The following is a 21367-nucleotide window of genomic DNA, read 5'->3' on the forward strand; positions in this document are numbered from 1 at the left end:
ATGGAAACCCGAGCCCATCATGTGTTGATTGGCCTGTTCACCGTCATCGTGGTGGCCGGCGCCCTGCTCTTCGGTCTGTTCCTGGCCAAGTCGAGCGTCGACACCGAGTTCAAGGATTACGAAATCGTCTTCAATGAGGCGGTCAGCGGTCTGTCCAAAGGCAGTTCGGTGCAGTACAGCGGGATCAAGGTCGGCGACGTGGTCAGCCTGCGCCTCGATCCACAGGACCCGCGCCGGGTGCTGGCGCGGATTCGTCTGGGTGGCGACACCCCGATCAAGGAAGACACCCTGGCGAAACTGGCGCTGACCGGGATCACCGGTACGTCGATCATCCAGCTCAGCGGCGGTACGCCAGAAAGCCCGAAACTCAGAGGGCATGACGGCAACCTGCCGACCATCGTTGCCTCGCCTTCGCCGATTTCGCGCCTGCTCAATGACAGCAACGACTTGATGACCGGCATCAGTACGTTGCTGGGTAATGCCAACCACATGTTCTCCGCCGAAAACGTCGAACGCGTCAGCAACACCCTCGCCCACTTGGAACAAACCACCGGCTCGATCAACGATCAGCGCGGCGACTTGCGTCAGGCCATGCAGCAACTGGCGACGGTCGGCAAACAGGCCGGCAACATGCTCGAACAGACCTCGCTGTTGATGCGCAACGCCAACGGCCTGCTCAACGATCAGGGCAAACAGGCGCTAGGCAGTGCCGAACAGGCGATGAAGTCGCTGGAACAAAGCAGCGCGACCATCAACGGCCTGCTGAGCAAGAACCAGAACTCCCTCGACAACGGCATGCAGGGCCTCAATGGCCTCGCCCCGGCGATCCGCGAACTGCGCGAAACCCTGACGTCGCTGCGCGCCATTTCCCAACGCCTGGAGGCCAACCCCAGCGGTTACCTGCTGGGCAGTGACAAGAACAAGGAGTTCACGCCATGAAGCTGACTCGCCTCGCCCTCCTCGCCGCCAGCATTACCCTGATCAGCGCGTGCTCGATCTTGCCCAAGTCGGAGCCATCGGACGTTTACCGTCTGCCGAGCGCACAAGCACCCGCCTCGGCCAGTTCGGCGGCGTCGCAGCAGTGGTCGCTGCGCCTGAACAAGTTGCAGGCCAGCGAAGCGTTGAACCGGCCGAGTATTGCGGTGATTCCACAGGGCGACGTGATCAGCAGCTACAAGGCTTCGCGCTGGAGCGATCCGGCGCCGGTGCTGGTGCGTAATCGGTTGCTGGACGGCTTCGCGCGTGATGGCCGGGTGACGTTGCTGAGTACCGATGACAGCAACTTTGCCGCGGATCTGGAGCTGGGCGGGAATTTGCAGGCGTTTCAGACTGAATATCAGGGGACGCAGGCCAGCGTCGTGGTGCGAGTCGATGCGTTGCTGGTGCGTGGCTATGACCAGCGGATTCTGGCCAGCCGCCGCTTTGAAGAGCGTCAACCGTTGAGCGATGTGCAGGTGCCAGCGGTGGTCGCAGGCTTCGGTCAGGCCAGTGATCGCCTGACCGCGAAGGTCGTGGCGTGGGCGGTAGATCAAGGGCAGAAACTCGCACCACAACCCAGACCTTAAGCCCCACACAAAACCAATGTAGGAGCCAGCCTGCTGGCGATGGCGGTTTGTCAGTCACCATCATTAGTGCCTGTCAGCAAGCTATCGCGAGCAGGCTCACTCCTACAGTTTTGATCTGTGATCAGCCGAAGAACCAGTAGCACACGCCAATCGCGCCAATCACGCCCGCCAACTCCGCCAGCAACGCACACCCCACCGCATGCCGCGCCCGCTGAATCCCCACTGCTCCAAAGTAAACGGCCAGCACATAGAACGTGGTCTCGGTACTGCCCTGAATCGTCGCCGCCACCAGCGCCGGGAAGCTGTCGACGCCGGAGGTTTTCATCGTTTCAATCAGCATCGCCCGCGCAGCGCTGCCGGAGAATGGTTTGACCATCGCCGTCGGCAGCGCATCGACAAACCGCGTGTCCCAACCGGCCCATTCGACCAGATGGCGAATCCCGTCCAGACCAAAATCCAGTGCCCCGGAGGCGCGTAGCACGCCAATGGCACAGAGCATTGCGACCAGATACGGCAGCAGGTTTTTGGCGACGTCGAAGCCCTCTTTCGCACCCTCGACGAATGCTTCGTAAACCTTCACCTTGCGCAAGGCGCCGATCACCAGAAACAGCATGATCAGCCCGAACAACGTGAGATTGCCGAGGATCGACGAAAGACCCGCCAATGCGGTGGCCGACATCGTCGCCAGCAGCGCCATGAAGCCACCGAGGATCAGCGCGCCGGGAATCAGATAGGCCAGCACCACCGGGTCCCAGACCCGCAGACGCTGCATGAATGCCACCGAGAGGAAACCGACGATGGTCGAGCAACTGGTTGCCAGCAGGATCGGCAGAAACACCAGGGTCGGATCCGGCGCCCCTTGCTGGGCGCGGTACATGAAGATCGTCACCGGCAGCAGGGTCAGGGAGGAGGCGTTGAGTACCAGAAACAGGATCTGCGCGTTGCTGGCGATGGTGGCGCTGGGGTTGAGTTCCTGCAACGCCTTCATGGCTTTCAGGCCGATCGGCGTGGCGGCGTTGTCCAGGCCAAGTCCGTTGGCGGCGAAGTTCAGGGTGATCAGGCCAAGGGCAGGGTGACCGGGTGGGACTTCCGGCATCAGGCGAAGAAACAGCGGGCCCAACACCTTGGCCAGCCAGTCGACGATCCCGGCCTTCTCGGCAATGCGCAGAAAGCCCAGCCACAAGGTGAGGGTGCCGAACAGCAGCACCATGACCTCGACCGACAGCTTGGCCATGGCAAAAATGCTTTCCACCATCGCCGCAAAAATCCCGGCGTTACCGCCGATCAGCCACTGCACCAGCGCAGAAATTGCTGCCACGACAAAGAAGCCAAGCCACAGGCCATTAAGCATCAGTCAAATCCCCCGGAAGATGCGGCGAATGATAGCGGGGTCGCCAGAAACGACAAACCCCGGATTTTGTCCGGGGTTTGTTTATAACGGCTGGCGGTGATCCCTGTGGGAGCGGGCTTGCCCGCGATGGCGGTGTGTCAGTCAACAAAGATGTTGAATGTGCTGGCCTCATCGCTGGCAAGCCAGCTCCCACAGGGTCTTGGATTACTGCTTGGAAATTTCGCCGGCCGGCAGTTTTTCCTTGCTGCGCCAGTGCGGCAGGGAGTTCCAGTAGCGCTCGCCCTTGGCGTCGTCGTACATGCCTTCCCAGCGCGCGATAACCAGTACGGCCAAGGCGTTACCGATCACGTTCAGGGCGGTACGCGCCATGTCCATGATGCGGTCGACACCGGCGATGAATGCCAGACCTTCCAGCGGGATACCAACGCTGCCCAGAGTGGCCAGCAGCACCACGAAGGACACGCCCGGTACACCGGCGATGCCTTTGGAGGTGACCATCAGGGTCAGCACCAGCAGCAGTTGCTGGCTGATCGACAGGTCGATGCCGTACAGCTGGGCAATGAAGATGGCGGCGATGGACTGGTACAGGGTCGAACCGTCAAGGTTGAACGAGTAACCGGTCGGCACCACGAAGCTACAGATGGCTTTCGGCGCACCGTAGGCTTCCATCTTCTCGATCACGCGCGGCAGCACGGTTTCCGAGGAAGCGGTGGAGTAAGCCAGCACCAGCTCATCCTTGAAGATGCGCATCAGCTTGATCACCGAGAAACCGAACAGCTTGGCGATCAGGCCCAGCACCACAAAGGCGAAGAAGGCGATGGCGACGTAAACCAGGATCACCAGTTTGGCCAGCGGCAGCAGCGAGGCGAAGCCGAAGTTGGCGACAGTCACCGCGATCAGTGCGAATACGCCGATCGGGGCGTAGTTCATGATCATGTGGGTGACTTTGAACATGCTTTCCGAGACGCCCTGGAACATCTTCACCAGCGGCTCGCGCAGATCCGACTGCAGGCTCGACAGACCGAGACCGAACAGCACGGAGAAGAAGATGATCGGCAGCATTTCGCCGCGAGCCATGGCCGCGAAGATGTTCGACGGGATCAGGTTGAGGATGGTCTCGATGAACGCGTGTTCATGCTGCACTTCGGCGGCGGTCGCCTGGTACTTGGAAATATCCACTGTACCCAGCGTGCTCATGTCGATGCCGGCACCCGGATGGAACACGTTCGCCAGAACCAGGCCAACAATAATGGCGATGGTGGTGACGATTTCGAAATAGATGATCGTCTTCAGGCCGATACGCCCGAGCTTCTTGGCGTCGCCCACGCCAGCGATGCCGACGATCAGGGAGGAGATGACGATCGGGATCACGATCATCTTGATCAGACGGATAAAGATATCGCCTGCCGGTTGCAGGACGTTGCTGATCCACCAGGCCTTCTCGGCACTGAAATGGTTGAGCAACGCACCAATTGCAATCCCTAGAACCAGACCGATGAGGATCTGCCAGGCGAGGCTGAGTTTTGCCTTCTTCATTATCTTTACCCTTACTTGCGTTTGACTCAGGCAGATGCAGGAACTGGAACGCTTTTTAGCGGAAAAGTCTGTGCATCTGCCTCCGTATAAGGTGCCCCAAAGCGCGTGTTTACGGCTCTTCGGCAGGCGAAAAAAGGCGCAACTATTCCGATGCAAGGTTGCGCCGTCTAATGCCGTAAACGCCTACCCTATGCCGAATCGGCATGAGCTTTTTTTAACGAAACTGGCGTCCCAACCGGTTCGATTGCGACATTTCAGCCGGCATAAGTGCCGTGAACCGGCCATCACAGCGCAGATTGGTTGTTTTTTGAACGAGTAATTTCGACGGAAATTTTCGGAAAAAGCCTACATTTCGAGACTAGAAGTCCTACTGGTTGGAAACATGTTTTCGCGATATACGGTCGCCAGGAAACACCGCGAAATGTTTTCGCGCGCAGTGTGAGCGATAAAAGGATGAGCAGGACGCTCTAGATCAATGTTCTGCCTGATTGAAAGCTCAGCGCAAGTCCGTCGAGCCACTGTGGATCGGCGAACCTGCGACGCAGCTTTTACCCTGACCCGGCCCTTGCGCAGGCACTCCCTGTACCCGTAGGTCACTCCGACCCTGTAACAGTCAGAACGTCCCGGCCCCTTGGTCATGCGCCGGCCTTCCTCGGGTGGGCACAATGGAGGGCAGCGGGGGGGCTGCCCTCATGTTCAAACTCGCATCAATACCACTTCGGATCTTTCTTCAGCGTTTCCATCAAAAGATCCTGCATGCCCTGGTCGGGTTTGCCGAGGAAGCGGTAGGTGGCATGTCGCGTTGGCGACTTGTCAGCCGGCAGACCTTCGGGCACATCGACGAGCATGGCGTAGGCATCTTTCTTGTCGAAACTGAAAGCTACGATCAAGCGGTGGTTCAGGCATTTGTCTGCATTTTCACAGAGCGGCCCAACCAGATACTGGTCGCCATCTTCAGTCACGGCATTCATTTGCTGGTCAGGCGTGCCGGACAGGTTCATCACCCATTCCGGCAGGCGTTCTTCCTTCTTTACCACGCCTTCCCAGGTTTCCCGGTATTGCGGGTCGGAACTCAAGAGTTCGTTGACTCGCGTCTGGCCGTCGTTGGCCGCCATCGCCATGGCACTACCGCCCAGAAGCAGGGCGGCTGCCAATGTCTTTAACGCAATCATCGTTAACCTCGGCCGCGACGGCCAAAGAAGAAGGAAGCGATGAACATCACCAGGAACACGACAAAGAGAATCTTGGCGATACCCGTGGCGGTGCCCGCGATACCACCGAAGCCCAGTACTGCAGCGATGATGGCAATGATCAAGAATGTAATTGCCCAGCTCAACATGGTGATTCTCCTTACTTCTCTATTTAGGGGTGTGGCGTGTTCCGGCGCATCGCGCCCGAATCTGTTTAACAGTTAGAAAACCCAGCGCTCTTCACGTGGCATCTGATCCATTGGCTGCGCCTGATCAACATCCATCATGCGCATCGAGGCGCTCTCTGCCTGGCTATTGCTGACGGCACTGAAGTGCTTCTGCGTGCTGTGTTGCATCGAGATCAGCGGCTCAGCCTTCTGGCTGTTTTCCCAGCTCAGGTATTGCTGGCAAGCGATCAGGGTGATCAACAGGGCAAGAACGCCGAACAGGCCTTGCTGGATATGCAGTGGCGAGATACGCACTTGGGCGGCACGTTGGCGAGTCATCCTGGGTTCCTCACTCTTATTCGGTTGGGGCAGTTCTGATCTGCCCGGGCTAAAAGATATATTGCAGGCTGCATGCCAATTTTTTATTTGGAAAATATTCAATAAAATCAATTGGTTGTGAGTGCTATAAAAATGAATTACGACGCATCCTGCACGATGGGGCTCCTAGGATCGTGCGCAATGCACGATTATTTCGTAGGAGATTTCATTCTTATGGAATTGAGAGCAGGGCGCGGATGTCAGAAAAGTACGCAGGGAATCCCCTGCAAATCGATGATTGTTTAAAAAATCAACAAAATCAGTGTATTAGCCGTAAAGGCAGGAGAGAGCTACCCTCCTATGGCTGGCATCGTTCAGAATCAACCATGCAACTTGCCCGATTTTTCCGGGACTAACCCAAGACCAATCACTATGGAGCGTAGGAAAAATGGAATCTGCCACTGAGCATCAAGGCCGCATTCTGCTGGTGGACGACGAATCCGCCATCCTGCGAACCTTCCGTTATTGCCTCGAAGATGAAGGCTATACGGTCGCCACTGCCAACAGCGCGGCCCAGGCCGACGCACTGCTGCAACGCCAGGTCTTTGATCTGTGCTTCCTTGATTTGCGCTTGGGCGAAGACAACGGCCTCGATGTGCTGGCGCAAATGCGCATTCAGGCGCCGTGGATGCGCGTGGTGATCGTCACCGCGCATTCGGCTGTCGATACCGCGGTGGATGCCATTCAGGCTGGCGCCGCCGACTATCTGGTCAAGCCGTGCAGCCCGGATCAATTGCGCCTGGCGACCGCCAAGCAACTGGAAGTGCGCCAACTCTCGGCACGTCTTGAAGCCCTCGAAGGCGAAATCCGCAAGCCGAAGGACGGCCTCGATTCTCACAGCCCGGCGATGAAAGTCGTGCTGGAGACTGCGCGGCAGGTGGCGAGCACTGACGCCAACATTCTTATTCTCGGCGAGTCCGGCACCGGTAAAGGTGAACTGGCCCGGGCGATTCACGGCTGGAGCAAGCGCGAGAAGAAATCCTGCGTGACCATCAATTGCCCGTCGCTGACCGCCGAACTGATGGAAAGTGAGCTGTTCGGTCACAGTCGCGGTGCGTTTACCGGTGCCAGCGAAAGTACTTTGGGGCGCGTCAATCAGGCCGACGGCGGTACGCTGTTTCTCGACGAGATCGGCGATTTTCCCCTGACGTTGCAACCCAAGTTGCTGCGCTTCATTCAGGACAAGGAATACGAGCGGGTAGGCGACCCGGTGACCCGCCGCGCCGACGTGCGGATTTTGGCGGCGACCAACCTCAATCTAGAGGACATGGTGCGCGACGGGCGTTTCCGTGAAGACCTGCTCTATCGCCTCAACGTCATCACCTTGCACTTGCCGCCGTTGCGCGAGCGCAGCGAAGACATTTTGACCCTGGCCGACCGCTTTCTTGCCCGCTTCGTTAAAGAGTACGCACGTCCGGCGCGGGGGTTCAGCGACGAAGCCCGTGAGGCGCTGCTCGGTTATCGCTGGCCGGGCAACATCCGCGAGTTGCGCAACGTGGTTGAGCGCGCAAGCATCATCTGCCCGCAGGAGCGCGTGGAAATCAGCCATTTGGGCATGGCCGAGCAACCAGCCAGCAATGCGCCAAGGGTCGGCGCGGCGCTGAGCCTGGACGAGTTGGAAAAAGCGCATATCGGCGCCGTTCTGGCCACCGCTGGCACGCTGGATCAAGCGGCGAAAACCCTCGGCATTGATGCCTCGACCCTGTATCGCAAGCGCAAGCAGTACAACCTGTGAGCGCCCGACGATGAAACTGGCGATGAAGTTGCGGACCCGCTTGTTCCTGAGCATTTCCGCACTGATCACCGTGGCTTTGCTCGGGCTGTTGCTCGGGCTGGTCAGCGTGATGCAGATGGCTGGAACTCAGGAAGAGCGGGTGCGCAGTAACTTCGCCACCCTTGATCTGGGCCTCAAGCTGCGGCAGACGCTGGGTGATCAACTGATCATCATGCTGGCGGAAAAGCCTGATCCCGTGGCGTTCGAAGCGTCCAGGCAGCATTATTTCCAGTTGCTTGACGAAGGCATCGCCCAGGAAAAGGAGGGCGATGGTCAGTTGTATGGTTTCAGTCAGGCCAAAAAAGATTATCTGAATTTCCTGCAGGCGTTCGACCTGTCCCGTGACCCTGCCAAGACGATGATGAGCAATGCGGACTTCCGCGAGCGCTTCAATACCTTGCGCAACGGACTGATCGCCGAGCACAAGCATGCGCTCGACAATATCAACGCCGTCCAGCGAGATGCCCGCGAGCGGGCGCTGTTGGTCGCCGGCCTGCTTGGGCTTGTGGGGCTGGCGGTGTTGATCATCGGTTTCGTCACGGCCCAAGGCATTGCCCGGCGTTTCGGCGCACCGATCGAGGCGCTGGCGCGGGCGGCGGACAATATCGGCCAAGGCAACTTTGAAGTGACCCTGCCGATTTCCTCAGCGATGGAAATGAATCTGCTGACCAAGCGGTTCGGGCTGATGGCCGAAGCGTTGCGTGAGCATCAGGCGACTAACGTCGATGAGTTGATGGCCGGTCAACAACGCTTACAGGCCGTGCTCGACAGCATCGATGACGGCTTGCTGATGATCGACCGCGATGGCCACTTGGAGCATCTCAACCCGGTCGCCCAGCGCCAGTTGGGCTGGGACGATGACCGTCTCGGGCAAGGCCTGGGCAGCGCACTTGGGCGACCTGAGCTGGATGCGCAACTGCAACTGGTGTTGCGCGGCGGCACCCTCGAACGAGCGCCGGAAGATTTGAGCATTGAGGTCGACGGCGAATCTCGCCTGCTGACTTACAGCCTGACCCCGGTGAGCCATACCCAGGGTCATATTCTGGGGGCGGTGATGGTGCTGCACGATGTCACTGAGCAGCGTGCCTTCGAGCGGGTGCGCAGCGAATTCGTATTACGTGCCTCCCATGAGCTGCGCACGCCCGTCACGGGTATGCACATGGCGTTCGGCCTGTTCCGTGAGCGGGCGAAGTTTGCGGCGGATTCTCGTGAGGCGGACCTGCTCGACACCGTCAACGAAGAGATGCAGCGCTTGATGCAGTTGATCAACGACTTGCTCAACTTCTCGCGCTACCAGAATGGCTTGCAGAAACTGACACTGGCACCGTGCTCCATCGAAGATTTGCTGGAGCAGGCGCAACTGCGCTTTGCCGACACGGCCGCGGAAAAAGGCATCGCATTGATGGTAGAGGTACAGGGCCCGCTGCCGCGCTTGCAGGCGGATCAAGCGCAACTGGATCGAGTGCTCGACAACCTGATCGATAACGCCCTGCGCCACACCGCCCGCGACGGTCAGATTCGCTTGCAGGCGCGTCGCCACGGCGAGCGGGTGATCATCAGCGTCGAAGACAACGGCGAAGGCATTGCCTATGGCCAGCAAGGACGAATTTTCGAGCCGTTCGTCCAGGTTGGACGCAAGAAGGGTGGCGCCGGGCTTGGGCTGGCGCTGTGCAAGGAAATCGTCCAGCTGCATGGCGGACGGATGGGGGTTTATTCGCGGCCGGGGCAGGGGACTCAGTTCTATATGGCGTTGGCCGTTTAAGCTTCGTCATCCATTCGGCGACCGGCGAGCCGTCGCCCACGGGTGATCAGTTCAATGAACTGTACCGCGCTCAGGGCGTGCGCAAACAGCCAGCCCTGACCGAACTTCACGCCCTCGCTGCTGAGCAATTGGGCTTGTGATTCGAGTTCGATTCCTTCGGCAATCACCTTCAAATCCAGCGCCTGCGCCATATGAATGATGTGTGGCGCGACGCCGCTGCTGGCAGCGTCATGGCCGAGTGCGTCGATGAACGCCTTGTCGATTTTCAGGCAGTCCACCGGCAGTGTTTGCAGGTAGGCGAGGCTGCAATATCCCGTGCCGAAGTCGTCGATCAATACCTGATGGCCGACATCTCGCAATGCTTGCAGGTTTTCCTTCGCCACCACCACATCAATCAGGCCACGTTCGGTGACTTCGAACGCAATCTGCTTGGCCGCCACTCTGTGCAGGGTCAGCAGACGCGCCATGACCTGGCCGATGCGCGGCACCATCACGTCACAGGCAGCGAGGTTGACCGAGATATACAACTGCGGGTTGGCACGCAGCACCGGCCCCAATTGCTCCAGCAAGCGTTGGAGAACGAAGTCGGTCATCTGCCGGATCTGCCCGGTGTTTTCTGCCAGTGGAATGAACAGGTCGGGGCTGGTCAGCGTGCCGTCCGGACGGCGCCAGCGCAGCAGGGCCTCGGCACCTACGCAGTTGCGAGTGTCGAGGTCGAAGATCGGTTGATAGAGCACCTGCAATTCGCCACGGCGGATGGCGCCGTGCAGCTCGGCGTCCAATGACTGACGCTGGCGCACCAGTAAAAACACGAAGAAGCCGACGAACGCGCCGAGCAACAGACAGGCCGGAATCATCCACCACCAGATAGCGGGAATGTGCATGCCGGTGCGCGGCGTGATCAGTACCAGTTGGTATTCCGGGGTGGCGGTGGGCATGCGATAGATCAGTCGCGTCTGGGTGACTTGCAAGGCGTCCTGGCTTTTCGGCGGCCAGTGTTCGGTCGGTGGCCATGCCTGCGCCTTGCCCAGCACCGGAATCGCGCGGGTGCCATGATCCAGCACCACTAACAGGCTGCTGCCGGGTGACAGGTCGACCATGTCGGTCAAATGCCCGCGCGAGGTGGCCACGCGAAAATTGCCGCGGCCGAGCATCAGCGCGGCGCGGTTTTCATCGGGTTCGGTGGTGGTGTTCAGCCAATAGCTGTAGGTCGGGCCTCTGATGTCCGGTGCGCGGACCACCGACAAGCCTTCCTGACGAGGGCGGTTGGAACAGATCCGCGAGGCGTCCATGTAGGCCGCTTCATAGACAAAGCGATAGTTAAAGGTGACCTGCTGCAGCGTGGCGATCATTTCGTCATCGCAACTGCGCAAAGGCTGGGCTTCGAGGTCATCAAGACTTTCGCGCAATTGGCCGAACAGCTGCTCGAGACGGGCGAGGAAACGCTCGCCCTGAGCGTTCATTTCCTGGCTTTCACTTTGCTCGACCTGACGCATTGCCAAGAACATCCCGCCGGCGATCAACAGGCTGGTACTGAGGACAGCCGCGATCATCGCCAAAAACCAAGGGCGATAAAACCAGCTACGCAGCGTCTCTCGGGTAGCAACCATCATGGAATATCCGAAGAATTACCAATGAGTTATAGCTGCTGATTGCAATTTCGCCCTGACCGTCGGGCGGGCGTCATTATTTTGTCTGATTGAGTACCAGCAGCAGCGCTGCCGTTTGCGCGTCCGGCGTACCGTCGAAGCGCGAAGGGCGGAAGTGCATCTGAAAGGCCGCGAGGACGTGGCGCGTTGCGACGTCCAGTTCGCCGGTCTGCGGCGTGTCGTAACCAAGACGCGCCAATTGCCCCTGGAACCAACTGATACTCGGCAGTTCGCTGTTGTTGAACAGCGTTTGCTGGCGTGCCACGGCTTGCTCGTTGGGCCATATGCCCAAGCCTTCGGCGGCGAGACGCTTCCACGGGAACAGCGGGCCCGGATCAAGCTTGCGCAATGGAGCGATGTCGCTGTGACCAATGATGTGCCGTGGGCTGATGCCGTTGCGCTTGCTGATGTCCTTGAGCAGGACGATCAGCGATTGAATCTGCGCCTCGCTGTACGGATACCAAAGGCGCCCGGTCGGGGTGTCCTTGAAGCCGGGGTTGACGATTTCGATGCCGATCGAGCTTGAGTTCAGCCACGTGCGGCCCTGCCACTGGCTTTCACCGGCATGCCAGGCGCGCTGGTTTTCGTCCATCAACTTGTAGACGGTGGCGCTCTTGTCGTCGCCGATCAGGTAATGGCTGCTGACTTCACCATGGGTCAACAGTTGCAGCGAACGCTCCAGCGAAGTCGAGGTGTAATGCACGACCACGAACTGGATGCGGCTGTCGTAATTGACTGAGGGATGGCTGGTGTCATAACGCGGACCGCTGGCGCAACCGGCCAGAACAAGAAGAGACGCGAGGAGGGCAAAGAATTTCATGGCAGAAGGCAGTACACACAAGACAGTAATGCAACAGTGTAACGTACTGCCTTGCGTGAAGACGGTCAGCGGGCGGATTTAAACAAAATGGAACAATTTGCTCAGCCTAGCTCGACGCGATTGCGCCCTGCATTTTTTGCGCGATAAAGCGCCTGATCGGCTCTTTTCAACACCAGATCACTGTGTTCTCCCGATCTGAACGTCGCCAGGCCCATGGAAATCGTGATCGTCACCCGTTCGCCTTTGAAGTGGAACGGGCAGGCTTCGATCGCCGCACGCAGGGTTTCCAGCAGTTTCGCTCCGACCGCTGGCGGGGTTGCCGGTAGCAGCAGGACGAACTCTTCGCCGCCGAAACGGGCAATGAAATCTGACCCGCGCAGGCGTTTGCGCAGCACGGTGGCGATGATCTTCAGCACTTTGTCGCCAGCCAGGTGGCCATAGTTGTCATTGATCCGTTTGAAGTGATCAAGGTCGAGCATCGCCAGGCTCAGGGTGTTGCCGTGTTGCTGCCATTGCTTGATCTCATGCTCAAGCCGTTCGCTCCAGGCCGCGCGGTTTGGCAGGCCGGTGAGCGGGTCGATGAGGGCCTTCTGGCGCTGTTCTTCAAGGTGCTCGCGGAAGCCCTGTGCCTCTTGCTCCATGTGCGCCACGCGTTCGGACAGACCTTTGAGCCGCGCCGCCACTTCCTGCTCACGGGCGTCGCGCTGTTTCTGGTGTTGATCCATGGTGCCGAGCAAGCCTTCCAGATGGTTCTCCAGCACCTGCTTGAGGTCATCCAGATCCGCTGCTTCCTGCACGCTGGTCTGCAAACCGTCGACTTGCTCGCGGATCTGCGTGTCCATCGCCCGCGCTGCCGAGCTGTTGTCGGCATGGCCTTCGCTGGCGGCTTGCAGGTTGCTCTGAAACGCTTCGAGGCGTTCGTTTAGTTGCTGCAAGTAGGCTTCGAATTCGTGCTGGCCGCTGTCGGTGATGGCCAGCATCAATGTTGCGAGATCGTCGAGGATCGGGATCAGTTCGTACCAGTTCAAGCCGTGTTTCAGCCGTTCGCGCATGGCCTCTGCTTGCGGACGGTGGCGTTCTGGCAGCGTCAGGTCGTCGAGCAGACCGATCAGCGTGTCCTCGATGTGTTTGGCCACGGAGCTATAGGACGGCTCCGGGGAATCCGGCAAGGCGAAAAGAATGTCGTGCTCGGCTTGCTCCGGGTCGATGGCAGCCAGTGCCTGAGCAATAGGTTCGGGCAGGGGCAGGCTGTCGAGGATCAGCGGTGCTGGATCGCCAGGATGAATCAACTCGTCGGGGTTGAAGGCGGCGGGTGGCACTGGAGCCGGTGCCGGAACGGGAGCTGGTGCTGTAACCGCTGGCTCGATGGCTTCTGCTTCCGTCGGAGCGATGACCGATTCGGAGAAGACCTTGGGCGGAACGAAAGCGACTACGTCGGGTTCGGCTTGAAGCTGCGCCGCAGCGTTTGTCGCCTCGATGGCTGCAACGGGCGCAGCTTCCTTGATCGCCGGAGCGACCACTGCTGGCGTAGCGATGGTGGCAGGGGCGGCTTGCACCGGTTCGGATTCAGGTTCAGGCGCGGCGTGCGGTTGCTCGACGGGGGCGGCCGGCTCAGGCGCAGGAGCAACCGGAGTCGTCGCCTCCTCACTTTCACGAGTGCCAAACAGCCGCTGCAACAACCCCGGGCGTCCTGGCTCTGCCGGCGTCTCCAACTGACTCAACGCCTTGCCCTGCAAACCGCTCAGTTCACTCAGCAATAGCGGCATTTCCCGCGCTTGTCCGACGCGACCATCCAGTTGCTTGGCAAACTTCTTCAGTGGCTGGGCGACCTCCCGCGGCAGTGGCAACGCCTGCAATTGTGCCACCAGCGAAGTCAGCGCAGTGCTGACCTGATCAATGCGGGTCTCGCGGCGCTGCTCGGAATCGAGCACGGCTTTTTCCAGGCGTGGCAACAGGGCGGCGAGGCCGGCGTCCATGTCGTCGGTGCGCACTACTTCGCGCATCTCTTTCATGCATTGATCAACCACGCGGTCGGTGCCTTCGGCCGCCAGCGTGCTGCGCACCAGGCCTCGGCGAAGCAAGTCGAGCCGTGCGGCCCAGCGACGTTCGAGCTTGTCCTGTTGTTCGATGCTTTTGAGGTACTTCTCTTTCCAGCGCTGGGCGTCGTCGCTCATTCAGGGGTTCCGCGAGGGGCAGTGCTCAACGCGGGTAATGCATCGGCCGTGAGCGAACCCGGCAGACGAATCTCTACCGCGACCGGCAGGTGATCGGAAATGGGTTGGGCCAGCACTTCGACCTTTTCCAGTGTCAGGGTCGGGCTGAGCAAAATATGATCAAGGCAGCGCTGAGGGCGCCAGCTGGGGAATGTCGCTTCCACTTGCGGGGCCAGCAAGCCGAGATCGCGTAACGGAGAATGCTGTAGCAGATCGCTGGCATGGGTGTTCATGTCGCCCATCAACACTTGATGTTTATAGCCACTGATCAGGTCACGAATATAAGCCAGCTGCAGGCTGCGCACGCGTGCGCCGAGGGCCAGGTGCATCATCACCACCACTAGTGCTTCCGGGCCTTCGCCGAAGCGCAGCAGAATTGCCCCGCGACCTTTCGGGCCGGGCAGCGGGTGATCTTCAATCGCCCACGGGCGCAGACGACTGAGCACGCCGTTGCTGTGCTGGGCCAGTCGACCGAGGTTGCGATTGAGCTGTTGATACCAGTAGGGGAAGGCTCCGAGGTGAGCCAGGTGTTCGACTTGATTGACATAGCCTGAGCGCAGGCTGCCGCCGTCGGCTTCCTGCAGGGCGACCAGATCGAAGTCGCCGAGCAGGTCGCCAATCTTCTGCAAATTGCCTGAGCGCCCGGTGTGCGGCAGCAAATGCTGCCAGCTGCGCGTCAGGTAATGTCGATAACGCTCGGTGCTGATACCGACCTGGATGTTGAAGCTGAGCAAGCGCAGACGCTGGTCTGCTGGCAGGCCCGTAGACGCCAGGTGATGCTCGTTGACCTGCGGATCATGCAGGCCAACGGTGCGTTCGGTCTTCCAGCGGCGCATGGCGGTTGCCGCGCTTAGTTGGCAGCAGCCTTGTTGGTCGCGCGCTCTTTGGCGACCAGTTGGTCGGCCAGTTTCAGAGCCTGTTCGGCACCGCCGGCGGAGCCGATATCGAAGCGGTACTTGCCGTTTACGATCATGGTTGGAACGCCAGTGATTTCATACTTCTTGGCCAGTTCTTTGGCTTTTACAATCTGGCCCTTGATGGCGAAAGAGTTGAACGTGGCCAGGAACTTGTCCTTGTCGACGCCTTGGGTGGCGAGGAAGTCAGCCATCTCTTCTGGAGTAACCAGCTTTTTGTGTTGTTTCTGGATGGCTTCGAACACAGCAGCGTGAACCTTGTGCTCCACACCCATGGCTTCCAGCGTCAGGAACATCTGGCCGTGAGCGTCCCAAGGGCCGCCGAACATGGCAGGAATGCGCACGAAATTCACATCTTTAGGCAGTTTTTCGACCCATGGGTTGATCACCGGCTCAAAGGCGTAGCAGTGCGGGCAGCCGTACCAGAACAGCTCGACCACTTCGATCTTGCCAGGCTCTGCCACTGGCACCGGGTTAGCCAGTTCAACATAAGGTGCGGCAGGGGCTTCAGCGGCCTGGGCGGTCACGCCGAACAGGCTGGCAGCGACGAGGGCGGCGCTGATGATCAGATTACGCATGCTTTACTCCTGGACAATTTTGGTCGCCTCGCGCGACCTGTTTTCAGACAGGTCCTGGCGGGCATGAGTTCTGTAGTGTAACGGCAGCGGCCACAAAAAAGGGCGGCCAAAGCCACCCTTTTTATACTTGCTGCGACGGATTAATCGAGCGTTAACGTTGCAAGAGATGTCCATCGCCTGAAACGCTTGATCCGGGGCCCTTAGTGCAGACCTTGAATGTAACTGGAGACCGCTGCAATGTCTTCGTCGCTCAGGCGTTTGGCGATGGTCTGCATGGTCATGGTGTCGCCGTCGTTGGTGCGGCCGCCTTCTTCCTTGCGGAAATCGGTCAGCTGTTTGGCGATGTATTGAGCGTGTTGGCCACCCAGATGCGGGAAACCGGCGGCGGCGTTGCCGGTACCGTTCGGCGAATGGCAACCTGTACAGGCTGGCAGACCCTTGGTCAGGTTGCCGCCCCGGAACAGCGCTTCACCGCGTGCGACCAGCTTCGGATCGGCGGCGCCGACGCTGCCTTTCTGGCTGGCGAAGTACGCGGCCATGTCAGCCAGATCCTGATCGCTCAGGTTGGTCAACAGCCCGGTCATTTCCAGAACGACGCGTTTGCCCGACTTGATATCGTGCAGTTGCTTGGTCAGGTAGCGTTCACCCTGGCCGGCCAGTTTTGGAAAATTTGGCGCCATGCTGTTCCCGTCCGGGCCATGACAGGCTCCGCATACGGCAACTTTTGCCTGGCCGGCTGCTGCATCACCTGCAGCATGGGCGAAACCTGAGATTCCCACGGTCAACAGCAGACTCACGATCAATTTGTTCATCAGCTAATCCAACTACGGCTAAGGGTTAAGAGTTATGGACCGGGCTTACTCGCGCTCATCCAAAGGATGATGGCCTGGTAATCCTCGGCACTGCAGTCCATGCACAAACCACGCGGCGGCATCGCCTTGAAACCCTGGGTCACGTGTCGTACCAGCGTCCCCATACCCTTCGCCAACCTCGGCGTCCAGGCTGCCTCATCGCCTCTTTCGGGCGCCATGGGCAGTTGGCCGGAATGACAGGCACTACAAACACGGTTGTACACGGCTTCCGGATCCTGTGTAGCCTGTGCGCTGTAAAGCGGCATCAAGACTCCGGTAGCCAGCAGCCATTGAAACGACCTTTTCAGGGTTGAGAGCGTTTTGCGTTCTAATGCGCAATCAAGGTCTGTCGCTCTCGTGTACTTCATCCTTCGCTGGGACAAAGCACACACAAAATCTGCGGCATTATATACTGGCGTCACTGAAACGGAAGCGACACCGCGTTCCGCGCCCATTCCCGGCGCCGCCCACATCGGAAATCCCATGCAGCTCAAAAATCCCATCCTCGGCCTGTGCCAACAGTCCACGTTTATGCTCAGCGCGGCCAAAGTCGATCAGTGTCCCGACGACGAAGGCTTTGAAGTGGCCTTCGCCGGTCGTTCCAACGCCGGCAAATCCAGCGCCCTGAACACCCTGACTCACGCCAGCCTGGCGCGGACCTCGAAAACCCCGGGTCGCACACAGCTGTTGAACTTCTTCAAGCTAGACGATGATCGGCGTCTGGTCGACCTGCCGGGCTACGGTTATGCAAAAGTACCGATCCCGCTGAAGATGCACTGGCAGCGTCACCTTGAGGCTTACCTCGGTGGCCGCGAGAGTTTGAAGGGGTTGATTCTGATGATGGACATCCGTCATCCAATGACCGACTTCGACCTGCTGATGCTCGACTGGGCCGTTGCGGCCGGCATGCCGATGCACATCCTGCTGACCAAAGCGGACAAGCTGACTTATGGCGCAGCCAAGAACACGCTGCTCAAAGTGCAGTCGGAAATTCGCAAGGGGTGGGGTGATCTGGTGACGATCCAGCTGTTCTCCGCGCCGAAACGCATGGGGCTGGAAGACGCCTACACTGTATTGGCAGGCTGGATGGAACTGGCTGACAAGGGCTCAGAATTGCCTGGAGAGCTGCCTGCTGAGTAAATCGCAGGCAAAAAAAGCCCCGGACTTCATATGGGGAGGGAGAAGTTCCGGGGTTCAAGTTCCGAACCGCTAGGGCGGGGTTCAGATATCTGCCAACACTTAACACAACATAGGAGCATCGAAGGGCTTCACCAGCCATTCAGTAACTCTGAGTAGTGGTCTGCAAGATTAGTTCAGATTTTTTTCAAAAAGCTTTGGAATAACCCCAAGAGCTTTTCTGACTAAGCGCTTTTCGAGGTTTTTTGCCGCGACGCCACGCCGCGGCAAAACCGCCTTCAAATGGCTCAGTGAGCCTCATCCCAGTTGTTGCCCACGCCGACTTCCACCAGCAGCGGCACATCCAGCTTGGCTGCTTCGCTCATGTGCTGACGAATCTCGACGCTGACCTGCTCGACCAGATCCTCGCGAACCTCCAGCACCAGTTCATCGTGCACCTGCAGGATGACTTTGGCGTCCAGCCCGGACGTCGCCAGCCAGTTATCCACCGCCACCATGGCTTTCTTGATGATGTCTGCTGCGGTGCCCTGCATCGGCGCGTTGATCGCCGTGCGTTCGGCGGCGGCGCGTTCCTGCGGCTTGTTGGAGTTGATCTCCGGCAGGTACAGGCGACGACCGAAGAACGTTTCTACGTAGCCCTGATCCGCCGCCTGGGCGCGGGTGCGATCCATGTACTCGCGCACGCCCGGGTAACGAGCGAAGTAGGTATCGATGTAGGCCTTGGCCGTTTTGGTGTCGACGCCGATGTCCTTGCCGAGCTTCTGCGCGCCCATGCCATAGATCAGGCCGAAGTTGATCGCCTTGGCGCCACGGCGCTGGTCGGAGGTCACCTCGTTGAGTTCGACCTTGAATACTTCAGCGGCGGTCGCGGTGTGTACATCCAGATTGTTGCGGAAGGCATTCATCAGGCCTTCGTCCTTGGACAGGTGCGCCATGATCCGCAGTTCGATCTGCGAATAGTCCGCCGCCAGCAGTTTGTAACCCTTTGGCGCGACGAAGGCCTGACGGATGCGCCGACCTTCAGCGGTACGCACCGGAATGTTCTGCAGGTTTGGATCGCTGGAGGACAAGCGACCAGTCGATGCCACGGCCTGATGATACGAGGTGTGAATGCGCCCGGTACGCGGGTTGATCTGCTCCGGCAGGCGATCGGTGTAAGTGCTTTTCAGCTTGCTCATCGACCGGTGCTCCATCAGCACTTTCGGCAAGCGATGATCGTCTTCGGCCAGTTTCGCCAGCACTTCTTCGGCGGTGGACGGCTGGCCCTTGGCAGTTTTTTTCAAAACCGGCAGGCCGAGTTTCTCGTAGAGAATCACGCCCAGTTGCTTGGGCGAGCCAAGGTTGAATTCTTCGCCGGCGATCTCGAACGCTTCGCGCTCCAGTGCCACCATCTTGTTGCCCAGTTCGATGCTCTGGATGCCCAGCAGCTCGGCGTCGACGAACGCGCCCTGACGCTCTATCCGCGCCAGCACTGGCACCAGCGGGATTTCGATGTCGGTGAGCACTCTGGCCAGGCTCGGGATCGCGCTGAGTTTTTCGAACAGGGTTTGATGCAGACGCAAAGTGATGTCGGCATCTTCAGCTGCATATGGCCCGGCCTGTTCCAGAGCGATCTGGTCGAAAGTCAGCTGCTTGGCGCCTTTGCCGGCAATGTCCTGGAAACTCACGGTGGTGTGATCCAGGTACTTCTGCGCGAGGCTGTCCATGTCGTGGCGGGTGGCGGTGGAGTTGAGCACGTAGGACTCAAGCATGGTGTCGAAAGCGATGCCGCGCACGGTGATGCCTTCGTTCTGATCGCCGCCGATGGCGCAGTTGGCCAGAATGTTCATGTCGAACTTGGCGTGCTGGCCGACCTTGAGCTTGGTCGGGTCTTCCAGAATCGGCTTGAGCGCGCGCAGCACGGTGTCGCGATCCAGTTGCTCCGGCACGCCGATGTAGGAGTGAGTCAGCGGAATGTAGGCTGCTTCGTTGGCCTGCACGGCGAACGACAGACCGACCAGTTGCGCCTGCTGCGCGTCGATGCCGGTGGTTTCGGTGTCGAAGGCGAACAACTTGGCGTTCTTGAGCTTTTCCAGCCAGACATCGAAGCGGGCCTGATCGAGGATGGTTTCATAGGCGGCTTCAGCGGGGGCGGCTGGCGCTTCGGCTTCTGGCGCGCTGAACAGGTCGCCTGCTGGTGCAGGCTCGGCGGCAGCGCTCAGTTCCAGACGTTTGGCGTCGCGATCCAGATCATTGATCCAGCTTTTGAATTCCAGCAGGGTGTACAACTCGTAGAGCTTGGCCGGGTCTTCCGCGCCCATTTGCAGATCGTCGAGTTCTACGTCGAGCGGCACGTCGACCTTGATGGTCGCCAATTGGTACGAGAGGAACGCCATCTCCTTGTGCTCTTCAAGCTTGGCAGGCAGGGTTTTTGCGCCGCGAATCGGCAGGGTCGGGACGATGTCGAGATTCGCGTACAGCTCGGTCAGGCCGCCGTTGACGCCGACCAACAGGCCAGACGCGGTCTTCGGTCCGATGCCGGGAACGCCCGGGATGTTGTCGGAAGAGTCGCCCATCAGGGCCAGATAATCGATGATCTGCTCGGGTGCGACGCCGAATTTCTCCTTCACGCCCTCCACGTCCATCGAGCTACCGGACATGGTGTTGACCAAGGTAATGTGGCCGTCGACCAATTGCGCCATGTCCTTGTCGCCGGTGGAGATGATCACCGGGCGATCAGCAGCCGCGCTGCTGCGCGCCAGTGTGCCGATCACATCGTCGGCCTCGACGCCTTCCACGCACAGCAGCGGGAAGCCGAGAGCTATCACGCTCTGGTGCAGTGGCTCGATCTGCACGCGCATGTCGTCGGGCATGCTTGGGCGGTTGGCCTTGTATTCGGCGTACATCTCATCGCGAAATGTCCCGCCCTTGGCGTCGAAAACCACGGCGAACGGGCTGTCCGGGTACTGCTTGCGCAGACTCTTGAGCATGTTCAGCACGCCCTTGACCGCGCCGGTCGGCAGGCCTTTGGAGGTGGTCAAAGGAGGCAGGGCGTGGAAAGCGCGGTACAGGTAAGACGAACCGTCCACCAGGACGAGGGGGGCTTGGCTCATGAGCAGAATCAACCTTTTCGGCGGGCCCGGCGCTAGAATAGCGGGACCGTTGACGACAAAGGGACAAGGTTATCATGCGTACGTTAAATCGCTTGCTGCTGGTCAGTTTGATTGCTGCCTCACCATTGGCCGCGATGGCGGCGGATGATGCGCCAACGGGGGATCCGGAAGTCACCATTCGCACGGAAGGCGACAAGACGATTCAGGAGTACCGGCAAAACGGTTTCCTGTATGCGATCAAGGTCACGGTAAAGGGCGCGCCGCCTTATTTTCTGGTGCGTGCCGACGGGACGGATGCCAATTTCATCCGTTCGGATCAGCCAGATATGCTGATTCCGTCGTGGAAGATTTTCGAATGGAAGTAGTCTCTTAATTTTAATCGGCGCCGCT

At 59.4% G+C, this 21367-nt stretch carries 19 protein-coding genes; 6 read left to right on the top strand and 13 right to left on the bottom strand.

All coding sequences use genetic code 11. The features are described 5' to 3' along the window. Together ACIOVB_RS13110 and ACIOVB_RS13115 are read left to right on the top strand one after the other, a co-directional pair. Positions 1–939 (top strand): MlaD family protein, encoded by a 939-nt coding sequence (locus ACIOVB_RS13110; protein WP_401268263.1) that lies wholly within the window; start codon positions 1–3, stop codon positions 937–939. Next, positions 936–1565: an ABC-type transport auxiliary lipoprotein family protein gene (locus ACIOVB_RS13115; protein ID WP_401268265.1), complete on the top strand. Its 630-nt coding sequence runs from the start codon at positions 936–938 to the stop codon at positions 1563–1565. The genes ACIOVB_RS13110 and ACIOVB_RS13115 overlap by 4 nt, the downstream gene beginning before the upstream one ends. 121 nt (positions 1566–1686) lie before the next feature. On the opposite strand, the gene ACIOVB_RS13120 is transcribed toward ACIOVB_RS13115, so the two are convergent. The 5 genes from ACIOVB_RS13120 to ACIOVB_RS13140 all read right to left on the bottom strand — a co-directional run bounded on the left by ACIOVB_RS13120 (position 1687) and on the right by ACIOVB_RS13140 (position 6148). Then, complete coding sequence (locus ACIOVB_RS13120; RefSeq protein WP_401268267.1) at positions 1687–2916, bottom strand: nucleoside recognition domain-containing protein; 1230 nt, start codon at positions 2914–2916, stop codon at positions 1687–1689. A gap of 204 nt (positions 2917–3120) precedes the next feature. Further along, the gene (gltP, locus tag ACIOVB_RS13125) at positions 3121–4452 is read right to left on the bottom strand and encodes a glutamate/aspartate:proton symporter GltP (RefSeq protein WP_187677279.1); all 1332 of its coding nucleotides are present in this window, start codon (positions 4450–4452) and stop codon (positions 3121–3123) included. Between the two features lie 707 nt (positions 4453–5159). After that, on the bottom strand, positions 5160–5624 hold the full coding sequence (locus ACIOVB_RS13130; RefSeq protein ID WP_187677280.1) for an inhibitor of vertebrate lysozyme family protein: 465 nt from the start codon (positions 5622–5624) through the stop codon (positions 5160–5162). A 2-nt stretch (positions 5625–5626) separates the two neighbouring features. Then, positions 5627–5791, bottom strand: a complete 165-nt coding sequence (locus tag ACIOVB_RS13135) for a DUF1328 domain-containing protein (RefSeq protein WP_003177151.1) — start codon at positions 5789–5791, stop codon at positions 5627–5629. A 72-nt stretch (positions 5792–5863) separates the two neighbouring features. Continuing rightward, positions 5864–6148, bottom strand: a complete 285-nt coding sequence (locus ACIOVB_RS13140) for a hypothetical protein (RefSeq protein WP_401268269.1) — start codon at positions 6146–6148, stop codon at positions 5864–5866. A 427-nt stretch (positions 6149–6575) separates the two neighbouring features. Between ACIOVB_RS13140 and algB the strand changes: the two genes are divergently transcribed. Beyond that, positions 6576–7922 carry a sigma-54-dependent response regulator transcription factor AlgB gene (algB, locus tag ACIOVB_RS13145; RefSeq protein ID WP_305440665.1) on the top strand — a complete coding sequence of 449 codons (1347 nt, stop codon included), beginning with the start codon at positions 6576–6578 and terminating at the stop codon, positions 7920–7922. Positions 7923–7932: 10 nt separating this feature from the next. Further along, on the top strand, positions 7933–9723 hold the full coding sequence (locus ACIOVB_RS13150; protein WP_401268271.1) for a KinB sensor domain-containing domain: 1791 nt from the start codon (positions 7933–7935) through the stop codon (positions 9721–9723). Here the strand turns inward: ACIOVB_RS13150 and ACIOVB_RS13155 are convergent. The 7 genes from ACIOVB_RS13155 to ACIOVB_RS13185 form a co-directional block, all read right to left on the bottom strand. Further along, positions 9720–11336 (bottom strand): EAL domain-containing protein, encoded by a 1617-nt coding sequence (locus ACIOVB_RS13155; protein ID WP_187677284.1) that lies wholly within the window; start codon positions 11334–11336, stop codon positions 9720–9722. The two genes, ACIOVB_RS13150 and ACIOVB_RS13155, sit on opposite strands and share 4 nt — an antisense overlap. Positions 11337–11409: 73 nt before the next feature. Beyond that, positions 11410–12192, bottom strand: a complete 783-nt coding sequence (locus tag ACIOVB_RS13160) for an N-acetylmuramoyl-L-alanine amidase (protein ID WP_401268273.1) — start codon at positions 12190–12192, stop codon at positions 11410–11412. 101 nt (positions 12193–12293) lie between these two features. Continuing rightward, positions 12294–14366: a GGDEF domain-containing protein gene (locus ACIOVB_RS13165; RefSeq protein ID WP_401268276.1), complete on the bottom strand. Its 2073-nt coding sequence runs from the start codon at positions 14364–14366 to the stop codon at positions 12294–12296. Beyond that, positions 14363–15241, bottom strand: coding sequence for an endonuclease/exonuclease/phosphatase family protein (locus ACIOVB_RS13170; protein ID WP_187677287.1), 879 nt, complete (start codon positions 15239–15241; stop codon positions 14363–14365). Before ACIOVB_RS13170 ends, ACIOVB_RS13165 begins: the two co-directional genes overlap by 4 nt. Before the next feature lie 14 nt (positions 15242–15255). Next, positions 15256–15897, bottom strand: a complete 642-nt coding sequence (locus ACIOVB_RS13175; protein WP_401268280.1) for a thiol:disulfide interchange protein DsbA/DsbL — start codon at positions 15895–15897, stop codon at positions 15256–15258. A 200-nt stretch (positions 15898–16097) separates the two neighbouring features. Next, positions 16098–16709 (bottom strand): cytochrome c, encoded by a 612-nt coding sequence (locus ACIOVB_RS13180; RefSeq protein ID WP_187677289.1) that lies wholly within the window; start codon positions 16707–16709, stop codon positions 16098–16100. Positions 16710–16741: 32 nt separating this feature from the next. Further along, positions 16742–17014: a cytochrome c5 family protein gene (locus ACIOVB_RS13185; RefSeq protein WP_187677290.1), complete on the bottom strand. Its 273-nt coding sequence runs from the start codon at positions 17012–17014 to the stop codon at positions 16742–16744. A 217-nt stretch (positions 17015–17231) separates the two neighbouring features. Here ACIOVB_RS13185 and yihA point away from each other — a divergent pair, with 217 nt between their 5' ends. Continuing rightward, positions 17232–17888 (top strand): ribosome biogenesis GTP-binding protein YihA/YsxC, encoded by a 657-nt coding sequence (gene yihA / locus ACIOVB_RS13190; RefSeq protein WP_401268283.1) that lies wholly within the window; start codon positions 17232–17234, stop codon positions 17886–17888. A 284-nt stretch (positions 17889–18172) separates the two neighbouring features. Here the strand turns inward: yihA and polA are convergent, their stop codons facing one another. Then, the gene (gene polA, locus ACIOVB_RS13195; RefSeq protein WP_401268285.1) at positions 18173–20977 is read right to left on the bottom strand and encodes a DNA polymerase I; all 2805 of its coding nucleotides are present in this window, start codon (positions 20975–20977) and stop codon (positions 18173–18175) included. A gap of 74 nt (positions 20978–21051) precedes the next feature. Between polA and ACIOVB_RS13200 the strand changes: the two genes are divergently transcribed. Beyond that, positions 21052–21342, top strand: a complete 291-nt coding sequence (locus tag ACIOVB_RS13200) for a DUF2782 domain-containing protein (protein ID WP_187677293.1) — start codon at positions 21052–21054, stop codon at positions 21340–21342. Positions 21343–21367 lie beyond the last annotated feature (25 nt).

The sequence above is a fragment of the Pseudomonas sp. NPDC087639 genome (assembly GCF_044743385.1).
In the GTDB taxonomy this organism is placed as follows: domain Bacteria; phylum Pseudomonadota; class Gammaproteobacteria; order Pseudomonadales; family Pseudomonadaceae; genus Aquipseudomonas.

What these genes read in the sequence shown, in the direction of transcription:
- ACIOVB_RS13110 (WP_401268263.1), top strand. Translation starts at nt 1, where the DNA reads ATGGAAACCCGAGCCCATCATGTGTTGATTGGCCTGTTCACCGTCATC.
- ACIOVB_RS13115 (WP_401268265.1), top strand. Translation starts at nt 936, where the DNA reads ATGAAGCTGACTCGCCTCGCCCTCCTCGCCGCCAGCATTACCCTGATC.
- ACIOVB_RS13120 (WP_401268267.1), bottom strand. Translation starts at nt 2,916, where the DNA reads ATGCTTAATGGCCTGTGGCTTGGCTTCTTTGTCGTGGCAGCAATTTCT.
- gltP (WP_187677279.1), bottom strand. Translation starts at nt 4,452, where the DNA reads ATGAAGAAGGCAAAACTCAGCCTCGCCTGGCAGATCCTCATCGGTCTG.
- ACIOVB_RS13130 (WP_187677280.1), bottom strand. Translation starts at nt 5,624, where the DNA reads ATGATTGCGTTAAAGACATTGGCAGCCGCCCTGCTTCTGGGCGGTAGT.
- ACIOVB_RS13135 (WP_003177151.1), bottom strand. Translation starts at nt 5,791, where the DNA reads ATGTTGAGCTGGGCAATTACATTCTTGATCATTGCCATCATCGCTGCA.
- ACIOVB_RS13140 (WP_401268269.1), bottom strand. Translation starts at nt 6,148, where the DNA reads ATGACTCGCCAACGTGCCGCCCAAGTGCGTATCTCGCCACTGCATATC.
- algB (WP_305440665.1), top strand. Translation starts at nt 6,576, where the DNA reads ATGGAATCTGCCACTGAGCATCAAGGCCGCATTCTGCTGGTGGACGAC.
- ACIOVB_RS13150 (WP_401268271.1), top strand. Translation starts at nt 7,933, where the DNA reads ATGAAACTGGCGATGAAGTTGCGGACCCGCTTGTTCCTGAGCATTTCC.
- ACIOVB_RS13155 (WP_187677284.1), bottom strand. Translation starts at nt 11,336, where the DNA reads ATGATGGTTGCTACCCGAGAGACGCTGCGTAGCTGGTTTTATCGCCCT.
- ACIOVB_RS13160 (WP_401268273.1), bottom strand. Translation starts at nt 12,192, where the DNA reads ATGAAATTCTTTGCCCTCCTCGCGTCTCTTCTTGTTCTGGCCGGTTGC.
- ACIOVB_RS13165 (WP_401268276.1), bottom strand. Translation starts at nt 14,366, where the DNA reads ATGAGCGACGACGCCCAGCGCTGGAAAGAGAAGTACCTCAAAAGCATC.
- ACIOVB_RS13170 (WP_187677287.1), bottom strand. Translation starts at nt 15,241, where the DNA reads ATGCGCCGCTGGAAGACCGAACGCACCGTTGGCCTGCATGATCCGCAG.
- ACIOVB_RS13175 (WP_401268280.1), bottom strand. Translation starts at nt 15,897, where the DNA reads ATGCGTAATCTGATCATCAGCGCCGCCCTCGTCGCTGCCAGCCTGTTC.
- ACIOVB_RS13180 (WP_187677289.1), bottom strand. Translation starts at nt 16,709, where the DNA reads ATGAACAAATTGATCGTGAGTCTGCTGTTGACCGTGGGAATCTCAGGT.
- ACIOVB_RS13185 (WP_187677290.1), bottom strand. Translation starts at nt 17,014, where the DNA reads ATGCCGCTTTACAGCGCACAGGCTACACAGGATCCGGAAGCCGTGTAC.
- yihA (WP_401268283.1), top strand. Translation starts at nt 17,232, where the DNA reads ATGCAGCTCAAAAATCCCATCCTCGGCCTGTGCCAACAGTCCACGTTT.
- polA (WP_401268285.1), bottom strand. Translation starts at nt 20,977, where the DNA reads ATGAGCCAAGCCCCCCTCGTCCTGGTGGACGGTTCGTCTTACCTGTAC.
- ACIOVB_RS13200 (WP_187677293.1), top strand. Translation starts at nt 21,052, where the DNA reads ATGCGTACGTTAAATCGCTTGCTGCTGGTCAGTTTGATTGCTGCCTCA.